Below are 23,405 nucleotides of genomic sequence, written 5' to 3'. Positions count from 1 at the left end.
ATAAATCGGGATTTTGTAATGCTATTGGCAAAGTTCAGTATATCCATATTTTAAAATAATGTATATCTGCGAAGATACCAGCAACCAAGTCATATTGGGGTTTTCAAAATCCAGATATTAAATGATACTGGATTCGCCCAGTCGGACAAGTTATTAGTTTTTCCTGATCCTCAAGTAATCTATTATTTCAATGAAATACTTCTTCTGGTATAAAAAGGATATACATATTAAAAATTAACTACTATTTTTGAATTCCAACTTATGAAAAAAAAGAAACTAGTCATCATTCCAACTTACAACGAACTGGAGAACATCGCTCAGATGATTCATGACGTTTTGGGTTTGGAAGGAGAATTTGAACTCCTGGTCATCGATGACAATTCTCCTGATGGTACTGCCGAGATAGTCAAAAGTTTACAAAAAAATCATGAAGAAAGACTGCACCTTCTCCAAAGGCCTGGTAAGTTAGGACTTGGAACAGCATATATTGAAGGCTTCAAATACGCTATCAAAAACAACTATCACTACGTTTTTGAAATGGATGCTGACTTTTCTCATAACCCCCTCGATCTAATTAGACTTTACGAGGCTTGCGAGACGCAAGGTTTTGATGTATCCATAGGATCAAGATACATTACTGGAGTGAATGTGGTGAATTGGCCTATGGGACGCGTGTTGATGTCATTCTTTGCAAGTAAATATGTACAATTCATCACCGGAATTCCCATAAAAGACACCACCGCTGGATTCAAGTGCTACCATACAAGGGTTCTGAAAGCAATGGATTTCTCAAAAATCAAGTTTATTGGCTACGCTTTTCAGATAGAAATGAAATTTACTGCATGGAAGCTGGGGTTCAAGATCATTGAAGTTCCGATCATATTTACCGATCGAACTCGTGGTACCTCAAAAATGACTTCTGGAATATTCAAAGAAGCCATTTTTGGAGTGATTTACATGAAAATCAAAAGCATATTCAAACCTCTAAAACCAATCAATCAAACCTGATTGCTTTGATTGGCTTGATATTGCTAATTACCATGGCTGGTATAAATAGCACCAAAGTTATCACAATAAGTACAAGCAAATTCAAAATAAGGAACACAGGCCAATTCCAATCAATGGGCACGAAACTCATGTAGTAATTTTCAGGATCCAGTGGTATCAGCTTAAACTGAGATTGAATCCAGCCAAACGCCAATCCCACACCATTTCCAATAAGCATCCCTCTACCTATTATTCTAACCCCATTCCAAACAAAGACTCTCCTGATCTGCTTATTCTCCGCCCCTACTGCTTTCAATATGCCGATCATCTGAGTACGCTCCATGATCAATATAAAAAGTATAGAAACCATATTGAAGGCCGCCACAAATAAAATCAAACCAAGAAAAACATATACATTATTGTTCAATAGTTTCAACCAATCAAAAATTTCTAAATACTTATCTGTAACTTTTATCAACCGAAGATCAAAATCCATAAACTCATATATCTCCTCCGCATAATCATCTATTCTCTCAGGGTGGTCCACAAAAATTTCAAATCCTCCAACTTGATCTTCTGACCAGGCATTGAGATTTCTGATCACTTGAATATCTCCTACTAAAATCTTATCGTCAAAATTCTCTAAAAAAGTCTCATAAATCCCTACAATTTCCAATCTTCTATACCTTGGTGGTTCTTGAACATAATACATAGTAACCCGCTCACCTACATCTAGCTTCAATTTATTGGCAATTTTTTTACTAATTACCACTTCATTGCTTGCTGATGAGTCAGAGAACTGAATGAACCTGCCCTTTATTATTGATTTTTTGAATGACAAAGAATCAAAATCCGGCCCTACACCTTTCATGAGTACTCCTTCCACCTCATCATCACCTTTTAGCAATCCAGGCTTATGCGCAAATCCCTGAACATGTTCGATAAAAGCAAGTGTGGAATAATTTTGAAAAAAATCAGAGTTAGTCGAAACAGGGCTTTCTTCAAATGCATTCCCTGACACAAACTTAAGACCTTGGTAATGCCCTGTAAACGAAAAGACCTTATTGGAAATTTCATTCTGAAAACCTCCTAGGATCATGAAAGAAATCATTGTTATGGCCAGCCCTATGGCTACACTAGCTACAGCTATTTGATGAATCGTTCCCGTGAAGCCTCCTGTTCTTTTAAAACTGATTCTTTTGGCTATGAAATATGAAATGTTCAATGAAGTTTCTTTAATTTGCTGTAAATCTACCGCAAATTAACATGAAGCAGCTAAAAATCTTATTCCTTCTCACTTTTTTAATGAACACTTTGGCATTTTGCAAAAATCCATACCCAGAAAAATCTGAGAAAGATGGAAAAATGCAACTTTTAGAAAGCAGCATTTCTAATCAAATAACCCCAGGAGCGGATAGGTCAGATCTATATCTACCTATGCTAGAAGGAAAGAAAGTCGGACTTGTAGTAAATCAAACGAGTATCTTGACTTCTCAAGACAATATGCATTTAGTTGATTTCCTAATGATGGAAGGTGTCGATGTGCAAAAAGTATTTGTCCCAGAACATGGATTTAGAGGCGATGCAGATGCAGGTGAAGTTGTAAACAATGAAGTAGATAGAAGAACAGGAATTCCTTTGGTCTCACTTTACGGCAACAATAAAAAGCCATCCGCTGAAGTCCTGAAGGATTTGGATGTGATCATATATGACTTACAAGATGTTGGGCTTAGATTTTATACTTATATCAGTACCATGCATTACGTGATGGAGAGCTGTGCTGAAAACAAGCTACCTATGATCATCCTTGATAGACCAAACCCCAATGGAGATTATATCGATGGCCCAGTTCTCAAAAAGGGCTTTGAAAGCTTTGTAGGCATGCATCCAATTCCTGTCGTGCATGGGCTCACCGTGGGTGAACTTGCCCTGATGATCAATGGTGAAGGCTGGTTGAAGAATAAGGTCAAAGCTGATATCGAAATTATCAAAGTGGAAAACTGGGATAAAAGCATGAGTTATAGCCTACCTGTGAAGCCGTCACCAAATCTTCCTAATGATTTATCTATTAGACTTTATCCATCGTTATGTTTTTTTGAAGGCACTGATGTTTCTGTGGGACGAGGCACACAGTTCCCTTTCCAAGTTTATGGATATCCCGATCCAAAATTCGGAGATTTTTCTTTCAAACCAGTGAGTATAGAAGGTATGTCCAAAAATCCTCCACACCAAAACAAAACATGTTATGGAAAAGACCTTCGTGAAGTATCTCTTGAACATAGGTTTACGCTAGATTACCTTATCAATGCCTTTCAAATTAGTGGTAAAGGTGAAAAATTCTTCAATAACTTCTTTGACAAATTAGCTGGTACAGATCAATTGAAAAAAGATATCCTCTCCGGAAAATCAGAAGAGGACATCAGAAAGTCTTGGCAGAAAGACTTAGAAGATTTCAGTAACATGAGCGAAGCCTATTCTTTGTATAAATAATCAAAACCTCACTATTATATATTTGATCGGTACAAAGGAGAATATTGAAAGCGTATTCAATTTACTGAATCAAAGATACATGCTTCCAAAAACTCGGGTATGACTTGTTGACCACATCTGGTTCTTCGATGATTACGCGAGTTTTTGTCATCAGTGGCATGAATGCCATCGCCATCCTATGATCATCATAGGTATGTATCTGTACTTCTGATGGTAATGAAACTGAAGGGATCAAAGTAAACACATCATTTTCTCCCTCTACTAGTTGGGCATTAAATTTCCCAAGCTCATTCTGCAAGGCAAGAATTCTATCTGTTTCTTTGATTCTCAGGCTTTCCAACCCAGTAAATTCAACCTTCTGACCAAGAATAGCACATGTGACAGCCACGGTCTGTGCCAAGTCTGGGCAGTGTGTAAAATCCCAAGACAAAAGACCTTTGACAGCTTGTTTTGTCAGGCGTACTCCGTCTGCCACAAACTCACTCTTGACACCAAGCCTATCCATAATGTCCACAATTTTGCTATCGCCTTGCAAGCTATTAGCTTTGAGTCCTTTGAGGAATAGACTTCCTTGATCTGCACAGGCTAACAAACTGAACCAGTAGCTTGCACCTGACCAATCAGACTCCACAGCAAAGCTTGTTACTTTATATTTACCAGCGGGGATCTTGATCACTTCATTTACCCATTGATATTCGACACCAAATTGCGCCATGAGTTCCAAAGTCATTTCTATATACGTCCTTGATCCTACCTTGCCTTGCAGGGCTATTTCCAAACCATCAGGCAACAATGGAGCAATCATCAACAGGGCAGAAATATATTGACTACTCACATCACCTCGCACTTCTACTCTTTTGTTTTTTTGCCCTGCAAAGCCATGAATTGCCAAGGGAGGATATCCTTCCTTATTCATATAGTGAATCTCGCCCCCTATAGTTCTCAAAGCATCCACGAGTATCCCAATAGGTCTTTCACACATCCGAGCTGTACCAGTCATAATTTTGTTTTGATTGGTCACTGTAGCATAGGCTGTCAAAAAACGCATCGTAGTACCAGCATCTAACACATCAAATACTGGAGGATTATCTGCCAAAAGCCTGATCATCGTCTGTGTATCTCTAGCTTCAGCAAGATTTGATATTTGATTTGATCCTTCGGTGAGAGCATCGATAATTAGTACCCTATTGCTCTCACTTTTGGAAGATGGTAGTGGTATTTCAATATCCCCAAAAGTGGATAATTGTTGCAATAATTGAATATTCATAGGTTTGATTAGCGTAGTGGTAGTGTTGTTTGTTTTTGATTTATCTGGGATTATAATGACTTATAAAATGTGATGGATGCTGCTATTTCCTCTAGAGCTACAGGTATATTGTATTCACATTTTCCTATAGCACTTAGAAGCGAGAAATTGATACGATCGGCCTCGTTCTTTTTGTCTTGGCTACACAAGCTGATGATTTCTTTTACATCTTTTTCAGGAAAATCAAATTTCCCATAAATTTGTATCAAAGCATCGGAGATAAGTTTTACATCATCCTTTGAAAGACCTGTTTTTAATTCAGACAGGTAAGCCTCTGTGATCATTCCTATGGCTATAGCCTCACCATGAAGCAGATGACGATCTGTATCTAGGTAAAATGACTCAAAAGCATGACCTATGGTATGTCCAAAATTCAAGATTTTTCTAAGTCCTGCCTCTTTTGGATCTTTGCTCACTACCTCCTTCTTGATGGACACAGACTTTTCTATAATAGATTTCCAATCCTGATTCTCCCAGCCCCTAATTAACAGACTAGAGTAATAATTTGCATGCTGTATCAAGCCATGTTTTATTACCTCAGCATACCCAGATCTCAGTTCTTCAATCGGAAGTGTTTTTAGAAATTCTTCAGAGATCAATACTGCCAAAGGCTCCGTAAATACACCAATGTGATTTTTGTAACCATTGAAGTCTATTCCTAGCTTTCCACCAACACTAGCATCTACTTGAGACAAAAGTGTGGTTGGAACATTTATAAATGAAATTCCTCGCTTGTAAGTACTTGCACAAAACCCTCCCATGTCACCTGTCACTCCTCCCCCTAGATTGATGATCAAGGCCTTTCTATCGAGGCCTAAATCCGTCATCCATTGCCAGATTTTTGTGCAAGTAGTCAAGTTTTTGTTCACTTCACCAGCTTCAAACACATAATAGTCATGGTCTGGCAATCCATCTAAGATCAATGGATAGCAATCACGAAATGTGTTGCTATCCATTATCAATCCAAGTCGGGAATATTTCTGTCTACTCAGAAATCCCCTCAAATCAATCTTGATGGAACTAGAAAATATTATCGATTCCAATTTTATTTTTTTACCGGGTCAGCTTCTCTTAATTGTTTTTCTTGTCTTTTTACAGACTCTTCATGGATACAATATAATAACTCCTTCATGAATTTTTCACTTAGATTCTTTTGAACCCCCTTTTGCGTTCTCGATTCCATCACAAACTTCCATCTGTCTGACTGAAATACAGTCAGATTATGTTCTCTTTTGTATGCACCAATCTGGTCTATCAGGGAAAATCTTTCCTGAAGAAGATCAAGTAGCTGATCATCAAGATGATCTACTGCTGTTCTAAGGTCATTTAATCTTTCTCCTGGGTTTTCAAATCCTGTTGTTGATTTGAAATCTATTTTCGAAAGTATATCTTTTAGCGCTGCTGGAGTTACTTGTTGTTTGGCATCAGACCAAGCATTGTCAGGATCATGATGAGTTTCAATCATCAAACCATCCAAACCAAAATTGATAGCCCTTTGTGATGTCTCCAAGATACCAGCCCTATTTCCTACAATATGGCTTGGATCATTGATCACTTCCATCCCCTTCCATTCTCTTTTCAAATGAATTGGCATAGACCAATTTGGCTTATTTCTGAACCTTTTGTCATATGAATCTGAGAATCCTCTGTGAATTGCCGCAAGTTTGTTGATTCCTACCGCTTGTAGCCTCTCAAGGGCACCGAGCCATAGTTGAAGATCTGGATTCATAGGGTTTTTTACCATCACTGGTATGTCTACACCTTGCAATGCATCAGCAATTTCCTGTACAGCAAAGGGATTGACTGTAGTTCTAGCTCCTATCCATAGTACATCTACTTTGTGTTTCAATGCAAGCTCTACGTGCGCTGCATTCCCAACTTCAGTCGTAATTGGGATATTAAGGTGATGTCTTACAATCTCCATCCACTTCAAACCATCCTCTCCTATACCTTCAAAGCTTCCTGGTCTTGTTCTCGGTTTCCAGATTCCTGCCCTAAAGATATTTGGAATCATGTTTTCCTTTTTCATGTCGAGACATACCTTCTCGATTTGCTCTGGGGTTTCCGCGCTGCACGGTCCTGCTATGATCACATGACCCTTAAGGCCAAGTCCCCAATCTTTTGTTTGTAAGTGATTTTCCATGAGTTTTAATTGGTTTGAAATACAAAAAGCCCGACTCTCTCGAATCGGGCTTGTCTGCATGTATGATTGATTTGTTTTTTATCTAGCAATAGGCAGCTCCGATTCGACCTTGAGGACGAAAGTAAAAGTAAAAGAAGCTAAAATATGTAAGGGCTGCGTTTATCATGTCTCAAATGTAAAGGGTCATTTTTTAAAAACAAATTAATTTTTCAATATTTTTTTTCTAAATACATAAAACTAGATTAAATCATTACTAATTCCTCAATGATCACATCTTTCTTTTTAAAATACGAAATTTTATTGGGCAACAGAAAATCCACATCTTTACTAATCTCCTCACCCAACTACCTATTATTTTTATTCCTAAGTAATACAATTGATTGATCGGTATGTCCGCAAAGACACCAAGAGTCTAATCTTTTAAATCATTACAATATTTACCTATCAAAGAAGGATCTCCTTCTGCTTACTTTCAAATCTTGGAGTATCGCAGATTTCACCCTGATATCAACACTATAAGAAGTAAATGTCCCAAATGGTATCCAAGAGACATTCATTTGCCAGCAATGTAAATCTCTGGCTATAGATATCATAGTCTGAGTAATTTTCGCAGTGGAAAAATCATATCCAGTATTAAAATTGATTTTCCACTTCTCTGTCAAGCTTAAATCTCCATTGATGTTCAAGGCTTGAGTGATATTTGTATTACCACTTGGTTGCCTATTGTAAGAAAGGTTATAGCCAAATCCAAGATTCCATGGTATACTCCAATCAATGTACTGACTAGGGTCATTGACAATTCTAGTAATCTCATTCTCAACAAACTCATTCATCTGCCCACCTTGCTGCAAGAAATCGTTTGTGATATCATCTCTTACCTCTCCAGGAGACTTCTGAGTCTTACTTGGATTTAAGCTACCGTTAAGATTCAACGTTGCATTTCTTAAAGCACCTATGCCTTGTCCTCGCCGCCATGCGTAGTCATTTATTCTCCGAGTGGTCTCTTGACCTTGAGCTGTCCGGGACGTGGCAGTAGCATATGGATCCAATGTACCTGACAAGTTTACGGAAAGCTTATTGTCAAAAAATGTAGTCCGCGTGCTCATGTTGATGGGGGCCAACTGAAATGAATCAGCTGCAAAGTTATAATTGGTGTTGATATTCAAAGTCTGAAGCAAAGGAATCTTCTTTGTCTTGACCCCCGCTGTATCACTTTCGGTTCTTATTTTTGCTTCGAGCACATTTCGAATCGATATACTCAAAGACCGAGACTCTCCAAGAGGTGCTCCTTGGAATATAAACCCTTGGTGTCTTGAATATAGCTGTGTCCTTCCTGTACTATCTACTTGTACATTTTGATAATACCCAAAAGCAGGATTGGAAAAATCAGGTGTATAGTTAAATCCAAAAGAGGGCTGCATATGATGCCTAATTCTTTCGATTTTCTTACTATTCTTCAGAATGTACATACCATAAAGGTTGGTATTGAGTGCAAATGAAGAGGTATAAAACCCGACTCTATTAAATCCATTTTCGATGATACGATCCACCCTATTCTCAACATCATTGTAGTAATAGTTGATTTTTTCTAAATACCAAAGCTCTGTATAGTTGGCAGAGGCAGTACCTGTGAAGTACTTGAATAAGGTGAAATTTGAAGAGATAGGAACTGTATTTCGTGCTCCATTATTTGCATCTCTAAATAGCTGCGGAATATTAGCAAAATTAAAGGGAGTAACCGAGGGTTGTTCAATTTGCTCTTCGCCAAAATCTTGTTGGAAAACTAAATTTTGCACTCCTAAAGTTGGAGTTATTCTATTTGTAATGGAGTTTTGAAGGTTAAAATTCCAAGCAATGTTGAGTGTTTTCAATGGCTCAAATTTACTGATATTCTGAAAAGGATTCTGCCTGTTCATGTTAAATGCAACATCAGGAAGTGTCAGGTTTACCTCATCAGTATTGATGTTTTGAGAATGTCGAAGATTAGCGGACATGCTGAAAGGTGTTCCAGCAAAAGTTTTGCTATAAGCTACGTTTGAGTTGAAATCAGCCCTTACATTATTCACAAAGTTATTGGGATTGACTACATTATTATTGTAGTTCTGAGTACCTGCATTGACAGATGCTGAAAATCTTGAGTTACCACGAGTTTCTGGAGTATGTTGCCAACTTACCCATACCGAAGTGAAATCTAAAGGATTCAATTCTGTTTCAGGGCTTTTGAAACTTTGAAAGTCAATATTGAATCCACCATTGTACTTATACCTTTTCTTGTAAATTGTTGCAGCTTTTGCTCCCCAACCACCATTGGAAAAAATATCACCCGTCAATCTGGTATGAATATAGTCATTGAATGCAAAATAGTAGCCAAAATCTCTTAGAAACAATCCTCTCCGTTGTTCTTGACCGTACGAAGGAAACACTATACCAGACATTTTTTCTTCTGGTGTATCTGGTATGATACCAAATGGTAACCCAAAAGGAGTAGGTATGTTATTAAAATACAAATTGAATGGTCCAGTGACTACTTGCTTTCCTCTGATGGATTTGATCTTAGCGGCATTGATATGCCAATGAGGCTCTGCCAAATTACATGTGGTATAGAATCCATGATCCATGTAAATACTTCCATCGGTGGTTTTCTTTATCGTCTGCCCACGAAGTAGTCCATCTTGCTGTTCCGTGACTACATCTTTGATTATTGCTCGCTGCGATTTAAAATTATATCGCATTTCTTTCCTTATTTCATAAGAAGTATTTCCTTCTTTGAACATGGGGTTGCCCTGAATATTCCCCAATGAATCTACTACCCCAGATGCAAAAATCTCGCTTTTATCCCAATCTATTATAATTAAATCTGCATCTAATCTAATATTTCCATATTCAAACCAAGCGTCTTTGTGAAGGAAAATCTTATTTTGAACAAAGTCAGTGATGATACTATCTTCACCATAATAATTGATTATTGTTTCAATATCACCTTTAGGCACTACCTTTGTAGAGTCATTTTCGGGAAGGCTGTCAGAAAGCGCAATTTCAGTATTATCAATATCGGGAATCACGGCAGCTGGTGCTGTCAGTATAGAATCTGGAGCGGTGATGGGTATCTCTACCCTCCTAGTTCTCCGATCTTGGGATTGAACCAGCTGAGGTAATACCCACAAAAGGAGTAATAATATGAAATGGAGCCTGATATTCCGCACCGAGTGAATCAAATTTGTTTAAAAATTTCTAAATTTCGAACGAGCAAAGTTAATGGTATTTAATGCTTATGAAACGCCTTCAAGTTAAAAATATTCTAGTTATTTCTTTAATTACTTTTTCTACCCTTTTTATGAGCTTCTTACCTACTGGAAGTAGAGCTCCTGAATTCAAACTGAAGACCATTGTCATTGATGCAGGACATGGAGGAAAAGACCCTGGAGCTCTGGGCTCTAGCAGCAGAGAAAAAGATATCACCCTCAAAGTGGCCTTACAAGTGGGGAAATATATTCAAGAAAATCTCCCAGATGTCAAAGTGATTTACACTAGGCAGTCTGACGTTTTCGTGGATTTAAAAGAGAGATCAAACATAGCCAATAGAAATAAGGCAGATCTTTTCATTTCTATTCATTGCAACTCCGCCGCCAATAGATCTGCTTATGGCACGGAAACATTCGTAATGGGTACAAAAAACTTTGAGGCAAATTTTGACATAGTCAAAAAAGAGAACTCTGTAATTTTACTAGAAGATAACTATAAGGAGAATTACGAGGGTTTTGATCCTACTTCACCAGAATCCTACATCATGTTCAACATCATGCAAAAGGCTTTTCTATCCAATAGCCTCTCACTTGCTTCCAAAATCGAAACTGATTTCACCAGTAGAGTCAATAGGCATAGCAGAGGGGTGAAACAAGCTCCTTTTTATGTGCTTTGGACTACAAGTATGCCTTCTGTATTGGTTGAGCTTGGTTTTATTTCCAATGCCAATGAGGAAAGATTCCTCAATAGCAAAGATGGACAAACTTATCTTGCGTCGGCAATATACCGATCTATCAAAGCCTACAAAGAAGATATAGAGTCTTTGTAAAATATTTTCATAAATTATCATACTTGGAAAATGTAGTCTTGGAAGCAAGACTACTTTTGTTTTAACTCATTTCTTGTTTCAAGTATGAAATTTCATTCCGAAACGTATTTGTCACCTATATATTACTTCTGCTGATCGAAGACGAATCGGCTAAAACTATACATATATCTACTACGTCAAGTATAGAGACTATTATTGACTTGGTATTTATCTTGTATTAACCTATCTTAATCGACGAATTAAACCCAAAAAACTGTATGGATAATACTTTCAAAAACAATGAAGCACAAAATAAAGAGTTACTTTTTCACCTTAAGGAAAAATTGAAAAGAGTAAAACTTGGAGGTGGGGAAAAAAGAATTGCAAAAGAGCATGAAAAAGGAAAACTTACTGCAAGAGAAAGAATTTCCTACTTGCGTGACAAGGATTCTGAATTTTTAGAAATTGGTACTTTTGCAGCTGATGGCATGTATCTAGAGGAAGGTGGATGTCCCTCAGCAGGTGTAGTAGCGGGTATAGGCTATATCAAAGGTCGCATGTGCATGGTCGTAGCCAATGACGCTACTGTCAAAGCTGGTGCTTGGTTTCCCATGACAGCCAAGAAGAACCTTCGGGCTCAAGAGATAGCCATGGAAAATAGGCTGCCGATTGTATATTTGGTCGATAGTGCAGGGGTATTTCTCCCAATGCAAAATGAAATTTTCCCAGATAAAGAGCACTTTGGTAGGCAATTCAGAAACAATGCCAAGATGTCCTCTATGGGAATCATTCAAATAGCCGCCATCATGGGGAGCTGCGTAGCAGGAGGTGCATATCTTCCGATCATGTCTGATGAAGCGATGATTGTAGATAAGACAGGTTCAATTTTTCTTGCAGGATCATACCTTGTCAAAGCGGCAATTGGTGAGCATATAGACAATGAAACACTCGGCGGAGCAACGACACATTGCGAAATATCAGGAGTCACAGACAACAAATATGATTCTGATCAATCCTGCTTGGATGCCATTAGGAATATTTTTGATAAAATAGGCGAATCTGAAAAAGCAGGATTTGATAGAATAGAAAGTCAAGACCCTAAAAAAGACATAAACAACCTTTATGGAATTTTCCCCACCGACCGTGTAAAGCCTTATGACATGAAGGAAATCATTGAACATTTGGTGGACGAATCTACATTTGATGAGTATAAAAAAGATTATGGGAAAACCCTACTTTGTGGAACAGCAAGGATAGATGGCTGGGCTATAGGAATAGTAGCCAATCAGCGCAAAATTGTAAAGACAAAAAAAGGTGAAATGCAAATGGGAGGAGTCATCTACTCCGATTCTGCAGATAAAGCAGCTAGATTTATCATGAATTGTAATCAGCGTAAGATCCCTCTCCTATTCATTCAAGATGTATCTGGGTTCATGGTAGGTAGCAAAGCTGAGCATGGCGGGATTATCAAAGATGGTGCAAAAATGGTCAATGCTATGGCTAATTCAGTTGTTCCAAAATTCACTATAATTGTAGGCAATTCTTATGGAGCTGGAAATTACGCCATGTGTGGCAAAGCATATGATCCTAGATTGATTTTCTCTTGGCCTACTGCACAGATGGCTGTCATGTCTGGAGCTTCTGCCGCCAAAACCTTATTACAAATTAAAATTGCATCTTTGAAAAAGGCTGGTAAAGAAATCTCTTCTGAGGATGAAAACAAGTTATTAGAGGATATCAAAGCTAAGTATGATGAAGAACTTAGCCCTTACTATGCAGCTTCGAGACTCTGGATAGATGGGGTAATCGATCCTTTAGAAACTCGTAAGGTTATCAGTATAGGAATAGAAGCAGCAAACCATGCGCCAATTACAGAAAGATTCAACGTTGGGGTTATCCAAACCTAAGGATTACTCTTACATAATTATTGATTAGGAAGTCTTTGACCATTGGAGTTTCTAAAAAAAAATCAAATCATCACCAAACCCGTAATTGACTCAATATAAAAGACAAAATTATTTAAGCATGGGTAAACTGACAGAAAGCGAATTGGATGCCTTGATTTCACTGCTAGATGACAATGATCACGAAGTGAAATCACATGTGCAAGAAAAAATAATATCCCTCGGACATCAAATTATCCCTACTTTGGAAAAGAAATGGGAAGACAGTTTTAATCCTGAATTACAAAAAGAAATTGAAGATCTGGTTCATAAATTACAATTTTCCCTATTGAAAGATAGATTGATAGATTGGGTAAAGTCTCCAGAACAGGATCTCCTTACTGGCCTATGGATAATCAACACCTATCAATATCCTGACCTTGAATTTGACAAACTGAATGCGGACATGCATCAGATATATTTTGAAGTATGGACTGGTTTCAAAAATGACTTGCCCCCTAGAGATCAAATCCTCAATATCAATCATGTCTTGTTTAGCAGCTTGAGATTTTCTGCCAATACGAAAAATTTCCATTCTCCTGGAAATAGCATGCTTAGCAATGTGATCGAAAGTAAAAAAGGAAACCCAATAAGCCTTTGTTCAATTTATCTTCTGGTGGCTCAAAAACTCGGTCTTCCTATATATGGAGTGAATCTCCCCAATCTTTTTGTATTGACTTACAAATCTCAGGACTATAACTTCTACATCAACGCTTTCAATAAAGGCTTGATATTCAACAAAAAAGATATTCACAATTACCTCGAACACTTGAAAATCTCTCCAAAAGACGCCTATTTTGAACCATGTTCCAACAAAGATATTATCCTAAGAACGGTAAAAAACCTTTTTCTAGCATTTGAAAAGATCGGTGAACTAGAAAAAAGCTTGGAAACGCAGGAAATTTTAAAAATTCTAGAAGGATCATACTAAAAACCTTACTTCAAGCGAATATTACAGCCCACTGCTCTGCTACTGCTAGGGCTAGGACTTCTTTTGGATTGAATAGATTGTAGGGCACTCTGAAGATATTTCATGTTTGCACTCTCTGGTACCTGAGGATTGTTATCTATGGCACCCTTATAAGCTATTGCGAAGCCTGTTGGTCCAGGGGTGATCACAACCACCTCTGGTAGTTTGCTTGCTTGTACCATTGTCATGAGCGATTGATCTCCATCATTCAAGACTACCAATCCATTAGCTTTATTTTTAAATCTCTCTGAGACTGCTTCTTTGGATTCTTCTGGATCATTTCCATGATGAGGATTCACCAATGCAAACACAAATCCTTCTTTTGTGAATTTTTCGTGAAATTCAAATATCCTATTTTCATAAAGTTTTGAAAATGGGCAAGAAACTGTAGTGAATATCAAAACGACTGCTTTTGCTTCTTGATGTTGGGCAAGTTCAAAACTATTCCCTGAAATTATGTCTTCTAATTGGAAATTGTCAACACGCTGTGCAAAGCTTGAGTAATGTACTAAGCTAAGCACTAATATTATGGAGAGTATAATATTTTTCATATAATTAGAGTCACATCAATGTCAAAACAGATCAAACAACCACGTAAATATAACCACAAATTCACTACCAAACAGTATAGCTTAATACCATGTCTCCCGATACTTCAATTTTCACTTGATAGTGATGGTCGGAGTATTCGGTTTGATAAATTTTTCCTGAGATTATATGATCCCCTTTTGAGAAAGGTTCAAGAAGAATATGTTCTCGTAAGCTTATACCTTTTTTACCTTGACATTTGAAAATAGATTCCTTCGCAGACCATGCCATTGTATAGAGTAGTGGGTCACTTTGGAGAAAAGCCATTTCACAAGGGTCTAAAAATTTTGGACCAAGTTTTACAACTTTTTCTCGAACATAATCCAAGTCAATACCCACAGGCATATTTTTATGAAAAATCGCAGCAGCTACACCTTTGGTATGCGTTAATGAAACAAAACCCAAACCATCCATAGGATAAGATTTGCCATGCTCATCTTTGAAAAACCCTGCATAAGGTAAAGAAATCTCATCTAATGCTGCCTTTAGAGCAATCCGAGCAGCTTTCCATTCATACCTCTTCTCTTCCCTAGAAATATTCGATAAAGCAAGTCTTTCTCTAAAACTCAAGAAATCCACTTCTTGAGTAGCTACTTCTTGAATATTATTCACAGCCAAAGCCGATAAAGCACTTATTTTTTCTATTTTTGTTTGCATAGCCCAAAACGGGTTTATGGTTTGCTCAACTCGCAATATATGTCAAAAATCAATGTAAATAAACTCCATACACTCACTGGACACAATGATTGCATCTATGCTTTGACAGAAGGTGCTGAGCCTCAATACTTCTACACTGGAGCTGGTGATGGAATGGTGGTAGCGTGGAATTTAGAGGATCCGAAAAATGGAAAATTGATTGCAAAACTCCCACATTCTGTGTACGCTTTGGCAGTAGATCATGAGAGAAATTTATTACTCATAGGTCATAATTTTGAAGGTATTCATGTGATTGATTTAGTTCATAATCAAGAATTGTGGTCTATTAGAATGACAGATCAATCCATTTTTGATATCAAAATCACCTCTGGAATAGCCTATGTAGCTACTGGAGATGGGCTAATTACAATGATAGATCTAGATCAAAAAGCAATCAAGAAAAGATTAAAACTAAGCGACAAAAGTGCGCGAGTAATGGCCGTGAATCCCATACTTAATCAATTAGCAATAGGATTCAGTGACCACACTGTCAAAATACTAAACCTGACCAATGACGAACCTATTGCAAACTTGGAAGGGCATACTAATTCAGTTTTTGCTCTAGCCTACGCTCCAGATCAATCCAAATTGATTTCAGGTGGTAGAGATGCACACCTCAAAATTTGGAATGCTAAGGACTTTTTGCTTCAAGATGAGGTGATAGCACATATGTATGCTATCAATTTTCTTGCTTTTCGCAATGATGGTAAGTATTTTGCTACTTGCAGCATGGACAAGTCCATAAAAGTATGGAGTTCCGAAGACCACAAATTACTCAAAGTGATAGACAAAGCACGCCACGCGGGACATGGAACTTCAATTAACAAAATAATATGGAGTAAATATGACCAATCTATTATTTCTGTCAGTGACGATAGAAATATCTCCATTTGGCAATTAGAATTTTAATTTTATGAAAATAACAGCCTTAGAAATCAGAAAAAAATCCTTTGAAAAAAACTTCAGAGGGTATGACAAGGATGAAGTTGACGAATTTTTGAAGCAACTATCCGAAGAATGGGAAAAAGTCAACAATGATACTGAAGAACTTCAAAAAAAATTGGATGAAAGTATCAGAGAGGCAAACAAAATGAAGGAAGTAGAAGCTTCTCTTTTTAGAACATTGAAAACTGCAGAAGATACTGGCGCCAGTATCATCGAAGAAGCCAATGAAGCAGCCGAGTACATCGTAAGAGAGGCTCACCAAAACGCTGAATCTATGCTGAATGATGCTAAGTCTAGATCTCAAAACTTAATTGAGACGGCAGAAACCAAAGCAAGACAAATCATGGAAGACCTCCAAAATGATGTTAGCTCACTGGTTTATGGCTATCAAAAGCTTATTCAACAGCGTGAGTTGGTCTTAAGAAACCTTAAAAAAATTGCAGAAGACATCCAAGATGACATCAGTGTTTCGACAAGTAACTTGGAAAAAATCAATGTAAATGTACACTTGGAACTGGTAGAAAATTTGAACAAGTCCAACGCATTTACCATGGCCAATATAGCAAGCGCAAGTATCAATCAGGAAGAAATAGTTTTAAAAGAATCCTCTTCTGAGATCAAGATGGCAGATGAACTTGTTCAAGATAGTTTAGCTCATGATGAAGAAATCTATACCGAAACACTGGAATCTGATCGGGATTCAACAATTGAAGACGCTGATAGTGATGAAGAATTGAAAGAAAATACACCTTTGGCTCAAACCACCGCTGCTGAAGTGGTTTCTGAAAACATCCCCAATGAGCAACCCGTGGAAGAACCTCAAGAGGTTAAAAACAAAATCAATAAAGGAAATTCTTTCTTTGATGAGTTAGGATAATGGGAAGGGTATCATTAGAAGGTATTGAGTTTCATGCTTATCATGGTGTATTCTCTGAAGAGAATAAACTAGGTAATAGATTTACAGTAGATATTCAAGTAGAAGCTGATTTTAGACAAGCCATGCTGCATGATACGCTGAAGGATACAGTAGACTATGCGAAAATCTACCAAATAGCTAAATCTCACATGCTTGAGCCTGTCAAGCTTTTAGAACATCTCGCTCACCTCATGATCAAAGACATCCTTTTAGCCTATCCTCACGCCAAGCAAGTGTGTATTACTATCAAAAAACACAATCCTGCCATTGGTGGAGTGGTGAATTATTCCGTTGTGACAGTAAGTTATCCTGAAGACTATGATTAAAAAAGTATTGCTATTTGGTCTACTCATTAGTACCATTCAATTCTCCTACGCTCAAAATCTGACATTTAATATTTTCGACAAAGAAGGAAATGCTGCGACATTTGAGCAGATGGTCACCTCAGTCAAAACGCAAGATGTAATTTTGTTTGGTGAATTACACAACAGTGCCATAGCACATTGGCTGCAATTGCAGCTATTGAAGGAGCTTCACAAAACCGAAAGAAATATAGCTCTTAGTGGTGAGTTTTTTGAAAGAGATGATCAATTGAATATTGATGAATGGTTTGCAGGAAAAATATCAGAAAAAAATTTCGAAGCCGAAGCAAAACTTTGGAATAATTACCAGACAGATTACAAACCTTTAATGCGCTTTGCCAAAGAAAAAGGTATTGGCTTCATCGCTAGTAATGTACCTCGTAAATATGCTTCCTTGGTCAGCAGAGAAGGATTACTTGCCTTAGAGAACCTTAGTGACCTAGCAAAAACATATATTGCACCACTTCCGATCGATGTGGATATGAGCCTCCCTGGTTATGTTGGCATGAAACAAATGATGCACGGCAGCGGAATGAACACCGACTATATGATACAAGCTCAAGCCATAAAAGATGCAACCATGGCTTTTTCATTAGAGGAGTCAATAGACAACAATGTTCAAGTTTATCATATCAATGGTAGTTATCATAGCAATAACTACGAAGGAATAGTCTGGTATCTGATGCAGAGAAACCCTTCCATCGCCTTGGCCACGATATCTACTGTGGAGCAAGATAATATGGGTGAGCTTCAAAAAGAATCTGTAGGCATTGCTGACTTTATAATTGTACTTCCTTTGGACAGTCCTAAGAGTTATTGATCAATGTACAGTAAAGCAGAAAAATCAAAAATCAGAAAAGACTTTTGGACAGCATTTGGTCAGTACATGAAACCAGTACCTTCAGCCGAAGGAAAGAAAATAAACTGGCCTAATTACAAAACTGGTGTGAAACACATATTCTTCAAAATGAAAGCTGAAAGAGATTTCGCTTCAATTGGCATAGAATTCACACATACAGATCCAGAGTTGCAGCAACTTTATTTCGAGCAATTGATCACCTTCAAGTCTATTTTGCATAATACTTTGGGTGAAGAATGGAAATGGACTTTACATCACGAAGACGAATATGGGAAATATATTTCCAAAGTAGAAAAAGGCCTTACCAAAGTAAATGTGTTAGATCAAAATGATTGGCCCAAAATAATATCCTTTCTCAAGCCAAGAATCATTTTACTTGATGAATTCTGGTCTAATATGAAGCCAGCATTTGAAGAACTGTAATTGACTTTAATATTCAATAGGAAAACAATAGAAGCCGTTATCTTCGACTTCAATGATGCATTGATGTATAAAACACTATTTCAAATAATTGTAAGTAACAGTTGATTTCAAATACAAGTGATTTCCAAGACTATCTGCGGCAAAAATCTCCTTTTTCTTTGGAAGTAAAAGTCCTTCCAAATAATCACTTTCGACTGAATAAACTACTTCATAGCTATCTCTAGTATTACGTTTATACCCTATCATTTCATTCGTCTCAGTTAGGATGTAAATTTCCAAAGATCTACCATCTTTTGTATGAAGTTCTAAAACTTCAGCCTCCCTATTGCCTAGAATTTTTGATTTATTTAGAAAAGAAATAGACTTCACGACATCTTTATGATTCAGCGGAAAAGCTATATCCATATAAGCCGATAGTAGTTCATCATGCTTGTTTTTAAGAAAACCTTTATTCAAAACCTCATTTTGCCCCATTTTATAGCTAGTAACCAAGCCATCAAATGTAACTTTATGAATTAGGCTATCTTTTTCCCATTTATTTGACCCTTCGAAAAAAGGTTTCAATCTAAACTCCAATTGATTTTCTTGTGAATTCAATATGTTTCCATCAGTATCAAAATGTACTGTTACGGTATTTATCTTTAAAGCCTCCTTATTCAGCCATGCTTTTGAAGGATCATGTGTCGATAAAGCTTCCTTCAATACCTCAGATGCAAATTGTTCTGAAGAAGAAGTACAAGCCGCTAAAAGCAAGAAAGCTAATACAAAATAGAGCAAACTTATTTTCATAATAACACGAATCATATATCAACCATAAAAATCACTTAACCTTGCCAGTTGCTTTTTATCAATCACGATGATTTTTTTTCCATCGAATTCGATAAGCCCATCTTTTTTGAACTCAGAAAGCAACCTTATGACAGTCTCCGTAGCAGTACCCACCAATCCAGCTATCTCTTCTCTACTCAATACCACATCTATCTTCTCTCCCTCTCCACCATCTACACCATAAGTATCACTCAGCTTCAGTAAAGTAAATGCTAATCGCTCCCGGATCGTTTTCTGCGTAGCATCTGTCAACTTTTCCTCCATCAAACCCAGATCCTTGCAAAGTGCTTTGGTCAATCTTCGGTGAAAATTATTATCCTCAACAAGAACTTTCAGAAAAGTCTCTTTCGGAACAAAACAAATCTTTGCATCCTCCACTATAGTGGCGGTATTCGAGTACGATTCCTCACCTAGCATTGATGAATATCCTAAGAAATCTCCCTTCTTCGCAAGTCTTATGATTTGCTCCTTTCCGTTTGAAGCTGTCTTGAAAACTTTCACTATTCCCGAACTTACACAGAATACACCCAAAGGTTTGGTCCCCTCATAGAATAGAATTTGACCTTTTTTGTGTGATATGAAATTCTTGTTATCTGATATATTGCATAAGTGGGAATCACTCAAGTCAGCAAACATTGAAAATTTTCTACTGAGGCAAAGTTCACATGGGCTAGCCTTTTCTTTGATCATGATAATTTGGAAGTGAATTTGAAATCAATGTCTAAATATACTCAAAAAACTAAAGATTGACACCAATTTTAAGCAAAACACAGCTTAAAATGTCGGTAATTTAGAAATTTGACTATACTCAAGCGTGTTGGGGTCAAGCTCCAAAAAAATATGCTGCTTTCCATTACTTATACCCAAATATGGCGCTCGGAGGGTTTGGTTGTATGTACATACTTGAGACAAGGTTGATTGAGAGAGCTTCACACTAGGTGCTTTGCATTCTATCAAAAGAAAAGGCAAGCCCTCTCTATCGTACACCAATACATCAAACCTTTTTTGAAGGGTGTTATATTTGACCCCCTTTTCTAAAACAAACAAACTTTTGGGATAATTAAACTGAGTCAATAATAACTGAACGATGTGCTGTCTAACCCATTCCTCAGGAGTAAGCACCAAAAATTTTTTCCTCAAAGCGTCAAAAACCATTAAACTCCCATCCTGACCATCTTGAATTTTAAAATCAAATGAAGGGAAATTTAATGGTTCTTGAAGAAATCCGTATCTATCCTTGAGCATAGCACAAATATGCAAGCTTTTGTCCAAAGACTGATAATTTGATTTATTAGTTTTTTGTCAAAATCCTAAATTGATCCATGACCTTATATGTTGCTCTAGTCAGATCGGTTTTCATCTCAGGAGAGGTATAATCAAACAGACCTGAAGTATATCCCTGCCATATAGTATTCCCTTTTTTGTTGTCTATCACGAATACAACCAACATCCCATCATTCTGAGCGTATTTTACCTTATTGTAATTCTCATCTTTTTCTTTCTTATCATCACTTATCTCCTCTTCATCTTCCGCTACATAATAGCTTTTCCTTTGTAGCCAATAATCAAAGTTAGGCTGATCATATCCCCTATACTTTACTTCCTCACGATACACTTTATAATTTACCAATAAGTCAGGTTTGGTCTCTTGAAACTTGAAACCTTGTGAACCGAGTCTATTGGAAATTGATCTTCGAATTACTTCCACGACCTCCATATCTTCATCATCATCAGGATTATCTACAAATCCAAAAGTTTTATACCTCTTAAAATTTGCTGAATAATTAAAGTCGTATTCCGCAATGTAGTCTTTTTGGGTGGCACATGATACTGCAAGTAGCAAAAGAACCAAGCTTAGAGTTGTAAAGTTTTTCATGTTTGATGTAAGTATGGGTGTTTTGAATTATTTCTTTTTAAACTCACACGTTCAATTTAATCAATGAAATCCATATTTTGAACAAATTCTAAGGTTAAACTTCAATCATAATTTTTTGTTTATCAAACATAGACTTCTGTAAGTCAAACATTTAAAAGACATTTTTCAAAAAACCACCTCTTATATGTCAAAAATGGCTTTATTTGTTGCTTTGAATTTAAAATCTGACCCAGAAAAAATAAATCATCTTAAGAAAAAAAATATGGCTTTATTTATTATCGGCGATGTGCATGGCTGTTTTCACACTTACCTGAAACTATTAGACCAGTGGAACCCTAAGCATGAGACACTTATCCAAGTTGGGGACTTAATTGACAGAGGTAATCTTTCTCCTCTATCGATTAGGCTATCTTTCGAAATCAAAAAATCCTTCCCTGATAATTCCTTTTTTTTAAGAGGAAATCATGAGCAAATGATGATAGATCATTTCCAACATGCCAAAACGCCCTACAATTGGCTACAAAATGGTGGTGAACAAGTTTTATCTCAATTTGAAAATCTTGAAATGAACCTCTCAGACTATCAGCCATGGATCAATGAGTTGCCACTACATTGGGAAAATGACCATGTGTTAATTTCCCATGCTGGATTTAGTGGTATCGGAGATCCATTTGAGCAAAACAACAGCCAAAATGTACTTTGGAGCAGAAGAAGACCTATGAAACTAGATAAGGTTCAAATTATAGGCCACACTCCTTTGACATCAGAACATCCTCAATACTACCCAGAAAGCAATACATGGAATATTGATACTGGTGCCTATAAAGGAAACTATCTTTCTGGAATTAAACTTGAAGATGATGGAACGCTCATCGAGCTCATTTCAATACCTACAGACATGCAGGATATAAAGTAGTCCATTTGGGCTGAAGGAAATAAAATCAGACATATTCATCTCCTTTTTGCTTGGCATCAGAAACAAATTCCCTGAATTTATTCTCTGCGTCGAGTTCACAGATAAGAAGTACATTATCTGACTCATTGATAAGATAATTCTTCAAACCTTGCACGATCACCAATTTATCCTTAGGGGCCTTTACAAAACATCCTTCAGAATCGTACATAAGTGCATTTGCCTCTATCACATTTCCCGCATCATCTTTATCTTTTAACTCATGCAAGCTCATCCATGAACCGAGGTCAGACCATCCAAAGTCCCCTAATACCACGAAGACTTCGTCTGACTTTTCCATGATGCCAAAATCGATAGAAATATTCTTGACAAGGGTATATGCACGATTTATAAAATCTCCTTCTGTAGGTGAAAAATAATGCTGAGTCCCTTCCTCAAACACCTCGGCTACTTCGGGCATATACTTCTCAAATGCAGATATTATGCTACTTACTTTCCAGACAAACATCCCTGAATTCCAGACAAAATCTCCACTTTCTATAAATGCCTTCGCTAACTTAGCATTGGGTTTTTCTGTAAAGGTCTTTACTTTTTTAGCTACTGATTTTTCATTGCTATGGTATTGAATATATCCATAGCCAGTTTCTGGACGATTTGGCTTGATTCCTATTGTGACCAAATTATTATTAACTTCAGCAGCTTTCTGTGCTTTAGTTATTTTATCTAAAAAATTTTCCTCGTTTAATATCAAGTGATCTGCTGGCGTCACAATCACATTTGCATTTCGATTGATACTTGCAATTTTATAACTCGCATATGCCACACAAGTAGCGGTGTTTCTCCTTAGAGGCTCTGTTAAAATCTGATTTTCAGGCACATCAGGCAATTGTTCTTTGACTATATGTTCGTAATTTTTATTGGTCACCACAAAAAACATCTCTGGAGTAGAAATCTTCAAAAACCTATCATAAGTCATCTGAAGAAGTGTTCTTCCAGTGCTTAAAACATCTAAAAACTGCTTTGGTCTCTCATTTCTACTGTAAGGCCAAAACCTGGATCCTATACCTCCAGCCATGATTACTACATAGGGTTGTTCCTGCATCTATTTT

General features: G+C 37.1%; 23 protein-coding genes. 11 read left to right on the top strand and 12 right to left on the bottom strand.

The features are described from left to right. Positions 1-261: 261 nt before the first annotated feature. Complete coding sequence (locus tag MM214_RS04505) at positions 262-1,008, top strand: polyprenol monophosphomannose synthase (RefSeq protein WP_241292533.1); 747 nt, start codon at positions 262-264, stop codon at positions 1,006-1,008. On the opposite strand, the gene MM214_RS04500 is transcribed toward MM214_RS04505, so the two are convergent. Beyond that, positions 995-2,212 (bottom strand): ABC transporter permease, encoded by a 1,218-nt coding sequence (locus MM214_RS04500; RefSeq protein ID WP_241292531.1) that lies wholly within the window; start codon positions 2,210-2,212, stop codon positions 995-997. The genes MM214_RS04505 and MM214_RS04500 overlap by 14 nt on opposite strands. Before the next feature lie 41 nt (positions 2,213-2,253). On the opposite strand from MM214_RS04500, the gene MM214_RS04495 reads away from it, so the two are divergent. After that, entirely contained in the window at positions 2,254-3,477 is a 1,224-nt protein-coding gene (locus tag MM214_RS04495; protein ID WP_241292529.1) for an exo-beta-N-acetylmuramidase NamZ family protein, read from the top strand. Between the two features lie 61 nt (positions 3,478-3,538). Here MM214_RS04495 and MM214_RS04490 read toward each other — a convergent pair whose 3' ends face one another. The 4 genes from MM214_RS04490 to MM214_RS04475 form a co-directional block, all read right to left on the bottom strand. Beyond that, positions 3,539-4,744, bottom strand: a complete 1,206-nt coding sequence (locus tag MM214_RS04490) for a 3-phosphoshikimate 1-carboxyvinyltransferase (protein WP_241292527.1) — start codon at positions 4,742-4,744, stop codon at positions 3,539-3,541. Positions 4,745-4,794: 50 nt separating this feature from the next. Continuing rightward, on the bottom strand, positions 4,795-5,826 hold the full coding sequence (aroB, locus tag MM214_RS04485; RefSeq protein ID WP_241292525.1) for a 3-dehydroquinate synthase: 1,032 nt from the start codon (positions 5,824-5,826) through the stop codon (positions 4,795-4,797). A 2-nt stretch (positions 5,827-5,828) separates the two neighbouring features. After that, on the bottom strand, positions 5,829-6,926 hold the full coding sequence (locus tag MM214_RS04480) for a chorismate mutase (protein WP_241292521.1): 1,098 nt from the start codon (positions 6,924-6,926) through the stop codon (positions 5,829-5,831). 437 nt (positions 6,927-7,363) lie between these two features. Next, entirely contained in the window at positions 7,364-10,129 is a 2,766-nt protein-coding gene (locus MM214_RS04475; RefSeq protein ID WP_376856708.1) for a putative LPS assembly protein LptD, read from the bottom strand. Between the two features lie 68 nt (positions 10,130-10,197). Between MM214_RS04475 and MM214_RS04470 the strand changes: the two genes are divergently transcribed. The 3 genes from MM214_RS04470 to MM214_RS04460 all read left to right on the top strand — a co-directional run bounded on the left by MM214_RS04470 (position 10,198) and on the right by MM214_RS04460 (position 13,851). Continuing rightward, a complete protein-coding gene (locus MM214_RS04470; RefSeq protein ID WP_241292725.1) occupies positions 10,198-10,998 on the top strand; it encodes an N-acetylmuramoyl-L-alanine amidase family protein in 801 nt (266 codons plus the stop codon). Between the two features lie 257 nt (positions 10,999-11,255). After that, positions 11,256-12,884 carry an acyl-CoA carboxylase subunit beta gene (locus MM214_RS04465; RefSeq protein WP_241292515.1) on the top strand — a complete coding sequence of 543 codons (1,629 nt, stop codon included), beginning with the start codon at positions 11,256-11,258 and terminating at the stop codon, positions 12,882-12,884. Positions 12,885-13,002: 118 nt separating this feature from the next. Beyond that, positions 13,003-13,851: a transglutaminase-like domain-containing protein gene (locus MM214_RS04460; protein ID WP_241292513.1), complete on the top strand. Its 849-nt coding sequence runs from the start codon at positions 13,003-13,005 to the stop codon at positions 13,849-13,851. 5 nt (positions 13,852-13,856) lie between these two features. Here the strand turns inward: MM214_RS04460 and MM214_RS04455 are convergent, their stop codons facing one another. Together MM214_RS04455 and MM214_RS04450 are read right to left on the bottom strand one after the other, a co-directional pair. Next, the gene (locus tag MM214_RS04455; protein ID WP_241292511.1) at positions 13,857-14,441 is read right to left on the bottom strand and encodes a thioredoxin-like domain-containing protein; all 585 of its coding nucleotides are present in this window, start codon (positions 14,439-14,441) and stop codon (positions 13,857-13,859) included. Positions 14,442-14,505: 64 nt separating this feature from the next. Further along, positions 14,506-15,135 (bottom strand): 4'-phosphopantetheinyl transferase family protein, encoded by a 630-nt coding sequence (locus MM214_RS04450; RefSeq protein WP_241292508.1) that lies wholly within the window; start codon positions 15,133-15,135, stop codon positions 14,506-14,508. A 39-nt stretch (positions 15,136-15,174) separates the two neighbouring features. Between MM214_RS04450 and MM214_RS04445 the strand changes: the two genes are divergently transcribed. Genes MM214_RS04445 through MM214_RS04425 form a run of 5 tightly spaced genes read left to right on the top strand, consistent with a single transcriptional unit; the run spans position 15,175 to position 18,679 of the window. Further along, positions 15,175-16,083: a WD40 repeat domain-containing protein gene (locus MM214_RS04445; RefSeq protein ID WP_241292505.1), complete on the top strand. Its 909-nt coding sequence runs from the start codon at positions 15,175-15,177 to the stop codon at positions 16,081-16,083. Positions 16,084-16,087: 4 nt separating this feature from the next. After that, positions 16,088-16,996 carry a DivIVA domain-containing protein gene (locus MM214_RS04440; protein WP_241292503.1) on the top strand — a complete coding sequence of 303 codons (909 nt, stop codon included), beginning with the start codon at positions 16,088-16,090 and terminating at the stop codon, positions 16,994-16,996. Continuing rightward, entirely contained in the window at positions 16,996-17,361 is a 366-nt protein-coding gene (gene folB, locus MM214_RS04435; protein ID WP_241292501.1) for a dihydroneopterin aldolase, read from the top strand. Before MM214_RS04440 ends, folB begins: the two co-directional genes overlap by 1 nt. Continuing rightward, entirely contained in the window at positions 17,354-18,217 is an 864-nt protein-coding gene (locus tag MM214_RS04430) for a ChaN family lipoprotein (protein WP_241292498.1), read from the top strand. The genes folB and MM214_RS04430 overlap by 8 nt, the downstream gene beginning before the upstream one ends. Before the next feature lie 3 nt (positions 18,218-18,220). Beyond that, positions 18,221-18,679, top strand: a complete 459-nt coding sequence (locus MM214_RS04425; RefSeq protein WP_241292495.1) for a DUF4268 domain-containing protein — start codon at positions 18,221-18,223, stop codon at positions 18,677-18,679. Between the two features lie 75 nt (positions 18,680-18,754). Here MM214_RS04425 and MM214_RS04420 read toward each other — a convergent pair whose 3' ends face one another. The 4 genes from MM214_RS04420 to MM214_RS04405 all read right to left on the bottom strand — a co-directional run bounded on the left by MM214_RS04420 (position 18,755) and on the right by MM214_RS04405 (position 21,383). Then, positions 18,755-19,468 (bottom strand): hypothetical protein, encoded by a 714-nt coding sequence (locus MM214_RS04420; RefSeq protein WP_241292492.1) that lies wholly within the window; start codon positions 19,466-19,468, stop codon positions 18,755-18,757. Between the two features lie 18 nt (positions 19,469-19,486). Continuing rightward, positions 19,487-20,197, bottom strand: coding sequence for a Crp/Fnr family transcriptional regulator (locus MM214_RS04415; RefSeq protein WP_241292491.1), 711 nt, complete (start codon positions 20,195-20,197; stop codon positions 19,487-19,489). Positions 20,198-20,281: 84 nt separating this feature from the next. After that, positions 20,282-20,779, bottom strand: coding sequence for a type I restriction enzyme HsdR N-terminal domain-containing protein (locus MM214_RS04410; RefSeq protein ID WP_317208408.1), 498 nt, complete (start codon positions 20,777-20,779; stop codon positions 20,282-20,284). Between the two features lie 19 nt (positions 20,780-20,798). Then, entirely contained in the window at positions 20,799-21,383 is a 585-nt protein-coding gene (locus MM214_RS04405; protein WP_241292488.1) for a DUF4136 domain-containing protein, read from the bottom strand. A gap of 262 nt (positions 21,384-21,645) precedes the next feature. Here MM214_RS04405 and MM214_RS04400 point away from each other — a divergent pair, with 262 nt between their 5' ends. Further along, complete coding sequence (locus tag MM214_RS04400) at positions 21,646-22,299, top strand: metallophosphoesterase (protein ID WP_241292485.1); 654 nt, start codon at positions 21,646-21,648, stop codon at positions 22,297-22,299. 25 nt (positions 22,300-22,324) lie between these two features. On the opposite strand, the gene MM214_RS04395 is transcribed toward MM214_RS04400, so the two are convergent. Beyond that, positions 22,325-23,398 (bottom strand): mannose-1-phosphate guanylyltransferase, encoded by a 1,074-nt coding sequence (locus MM214_RS04395; RefSeq protein ID WP_241292483.1) that lies wholly within the window; start codon positions 23,396-23,398, stop codon positions 22,325-22,327. Between the last annotated feature and the right edge of the window lie 7 nt (positions 23,399-23,405).

This window comes from Belliella kenyensis, from assembly GCF_022549675.1.
GTDB classification, from domain to species: Bacteria; Bacteroidota; Bacteroidia; order Cytophagales; family Cyclobacteriaceae; genus Belliella; species Belliella kenyensis.
Note: the sequence above shows the minus strand (reverse complement) of the source record. Positions and strands in the feature narration are given on the sequence as shown.

Bases quoted from the DNA above. Each gene is read 5' to 3' on its own strand.
- MM214_RS04480 (WP_241292521.1), bottom strand. From the start codon at position 6,926: ATGGAAAATCACTTACAAACAAAAGATTGGGGACTTGGCCTTAAGGGT.
- MM214_RS04440 (WP_241292503.1), top strand. From the start codon at position 16,088: ATGAAAATAACAGCCTTAGAAATCAGAAAAAAATCCTTTGAAAAAAAC.
- MM214_RS04430 (WP_241292498.1), top strand. From the start codon at position 17,354: ATGATTAAAAAAGTATTGCTATTTGGTCTACTCATTAGTACCATTCAA.
- MM214_RS04505 (WP_241292533.1), top strand. From the start codon at position 262: ATGAAAAAAAAGAAACTAGTCATCATTCCAACTTACAACGAACTGGAG.
- MM214_RS04400 (WP_241292485.1), top strand. From the start codon at position 21,646: ATGGCTTTATTTATTATCGGCGATGTGCATGGCTGTTTTCACACTTAC.
- MM214_RS04450 (WP_241292508.1), bottom strand. From the start codon at position 15,135: ATGCAAACAAAAATAGAAAAAATAAGTGCTTTATCGGCTTTGGCTGTG.
- MM214_RS04490 (WP_241292527.1), bottom strand. From the start codon at position 4,744: ATGAATATTCAATTATTGCAACAATTATCCACTTTTGGGGATATTGAA.
- folB (WP_241292501.1), top strand. From the start codon at position 16,996: ATGGGAAGGGTATCATTAGAAGGTATTGAGTTTCATGCTTATCATGGT.
- MM214_RS04425 (WP_241292495.1), top strand. From the start codon at position 18,221: ATGTACAGTAAAGCAGAAAAATCAAAAATCAGAAAAGACTTTTGGACA.
- MM214_RS04395 (WP_241292483.1), bottom strand. From the start codon at position 23,398: ATGCAGGAACAACCCTATGTAGTAATCATGGCTGGAGGTATAGGATCC.
- MM214_RS04460 (WP_241292513.1), top strand. From the start codon at position 13,003: ATGGGTAAACTGACAGAAAGCGAATTGGATGCCTTGATTTCACTGCTA.
- MM214_RS04470 (WP_241292725.1), top strand. From the start codon at position 10,198: ATGAAACGCCTTCAAGTTAAAAATATTCTAGTTATTTCTTTAATTACT.
- MM214_RS04420 (WP_241292492.1), bottom strand. From the start codon at position 19,468: ATGAAAATAAGTTTGCTCTATTTTGTATTAGCTTTCTTGCTTTTAGCG.
- MM214_RS04405 (WP_241292488.1), bottom strand. From the start codon at position 21,383: ATGAAAAACTTTACAACTCTAAGCTTGGTTCTTTTGCTACTTGCAGTA.
- MM214_RS04465 (WP_241292515.1), top strand. From the start codon at position 11,256: ATGGATAATACTTTCAAAAACAATGAAGCACAAAATAAAGAGTTACTT.
- MM214_RS04415 (WP_241292491.1), bottom strand. From the start codon at position 20,197: ATGATCAAAGAAAAGGCTAGCCCATGTGAACTTTGCCTCAGTAGAAAA.
- MM214_RS04495 (WP_241292529.1), top strand. From the start codon at position 2,254: ATGAAGCAGCTAAAAATCTTATTCCTTCTCACTTTTTTAATGAACACT.
- MM214_RS04455 (WP_241292511.1), bottom strand. From the start codon at position 14,441: ATGAAAAATATTATACTCTCCATAATATTAGTGCTTAGCTTAGTACAT.
- MM214_RS04445 (WP_241292505.1), top strand. From the start codon at position 15,175: ATGTCAAAAATCAATGTAAATAAACTCCATACACTCACTGGACACAAT.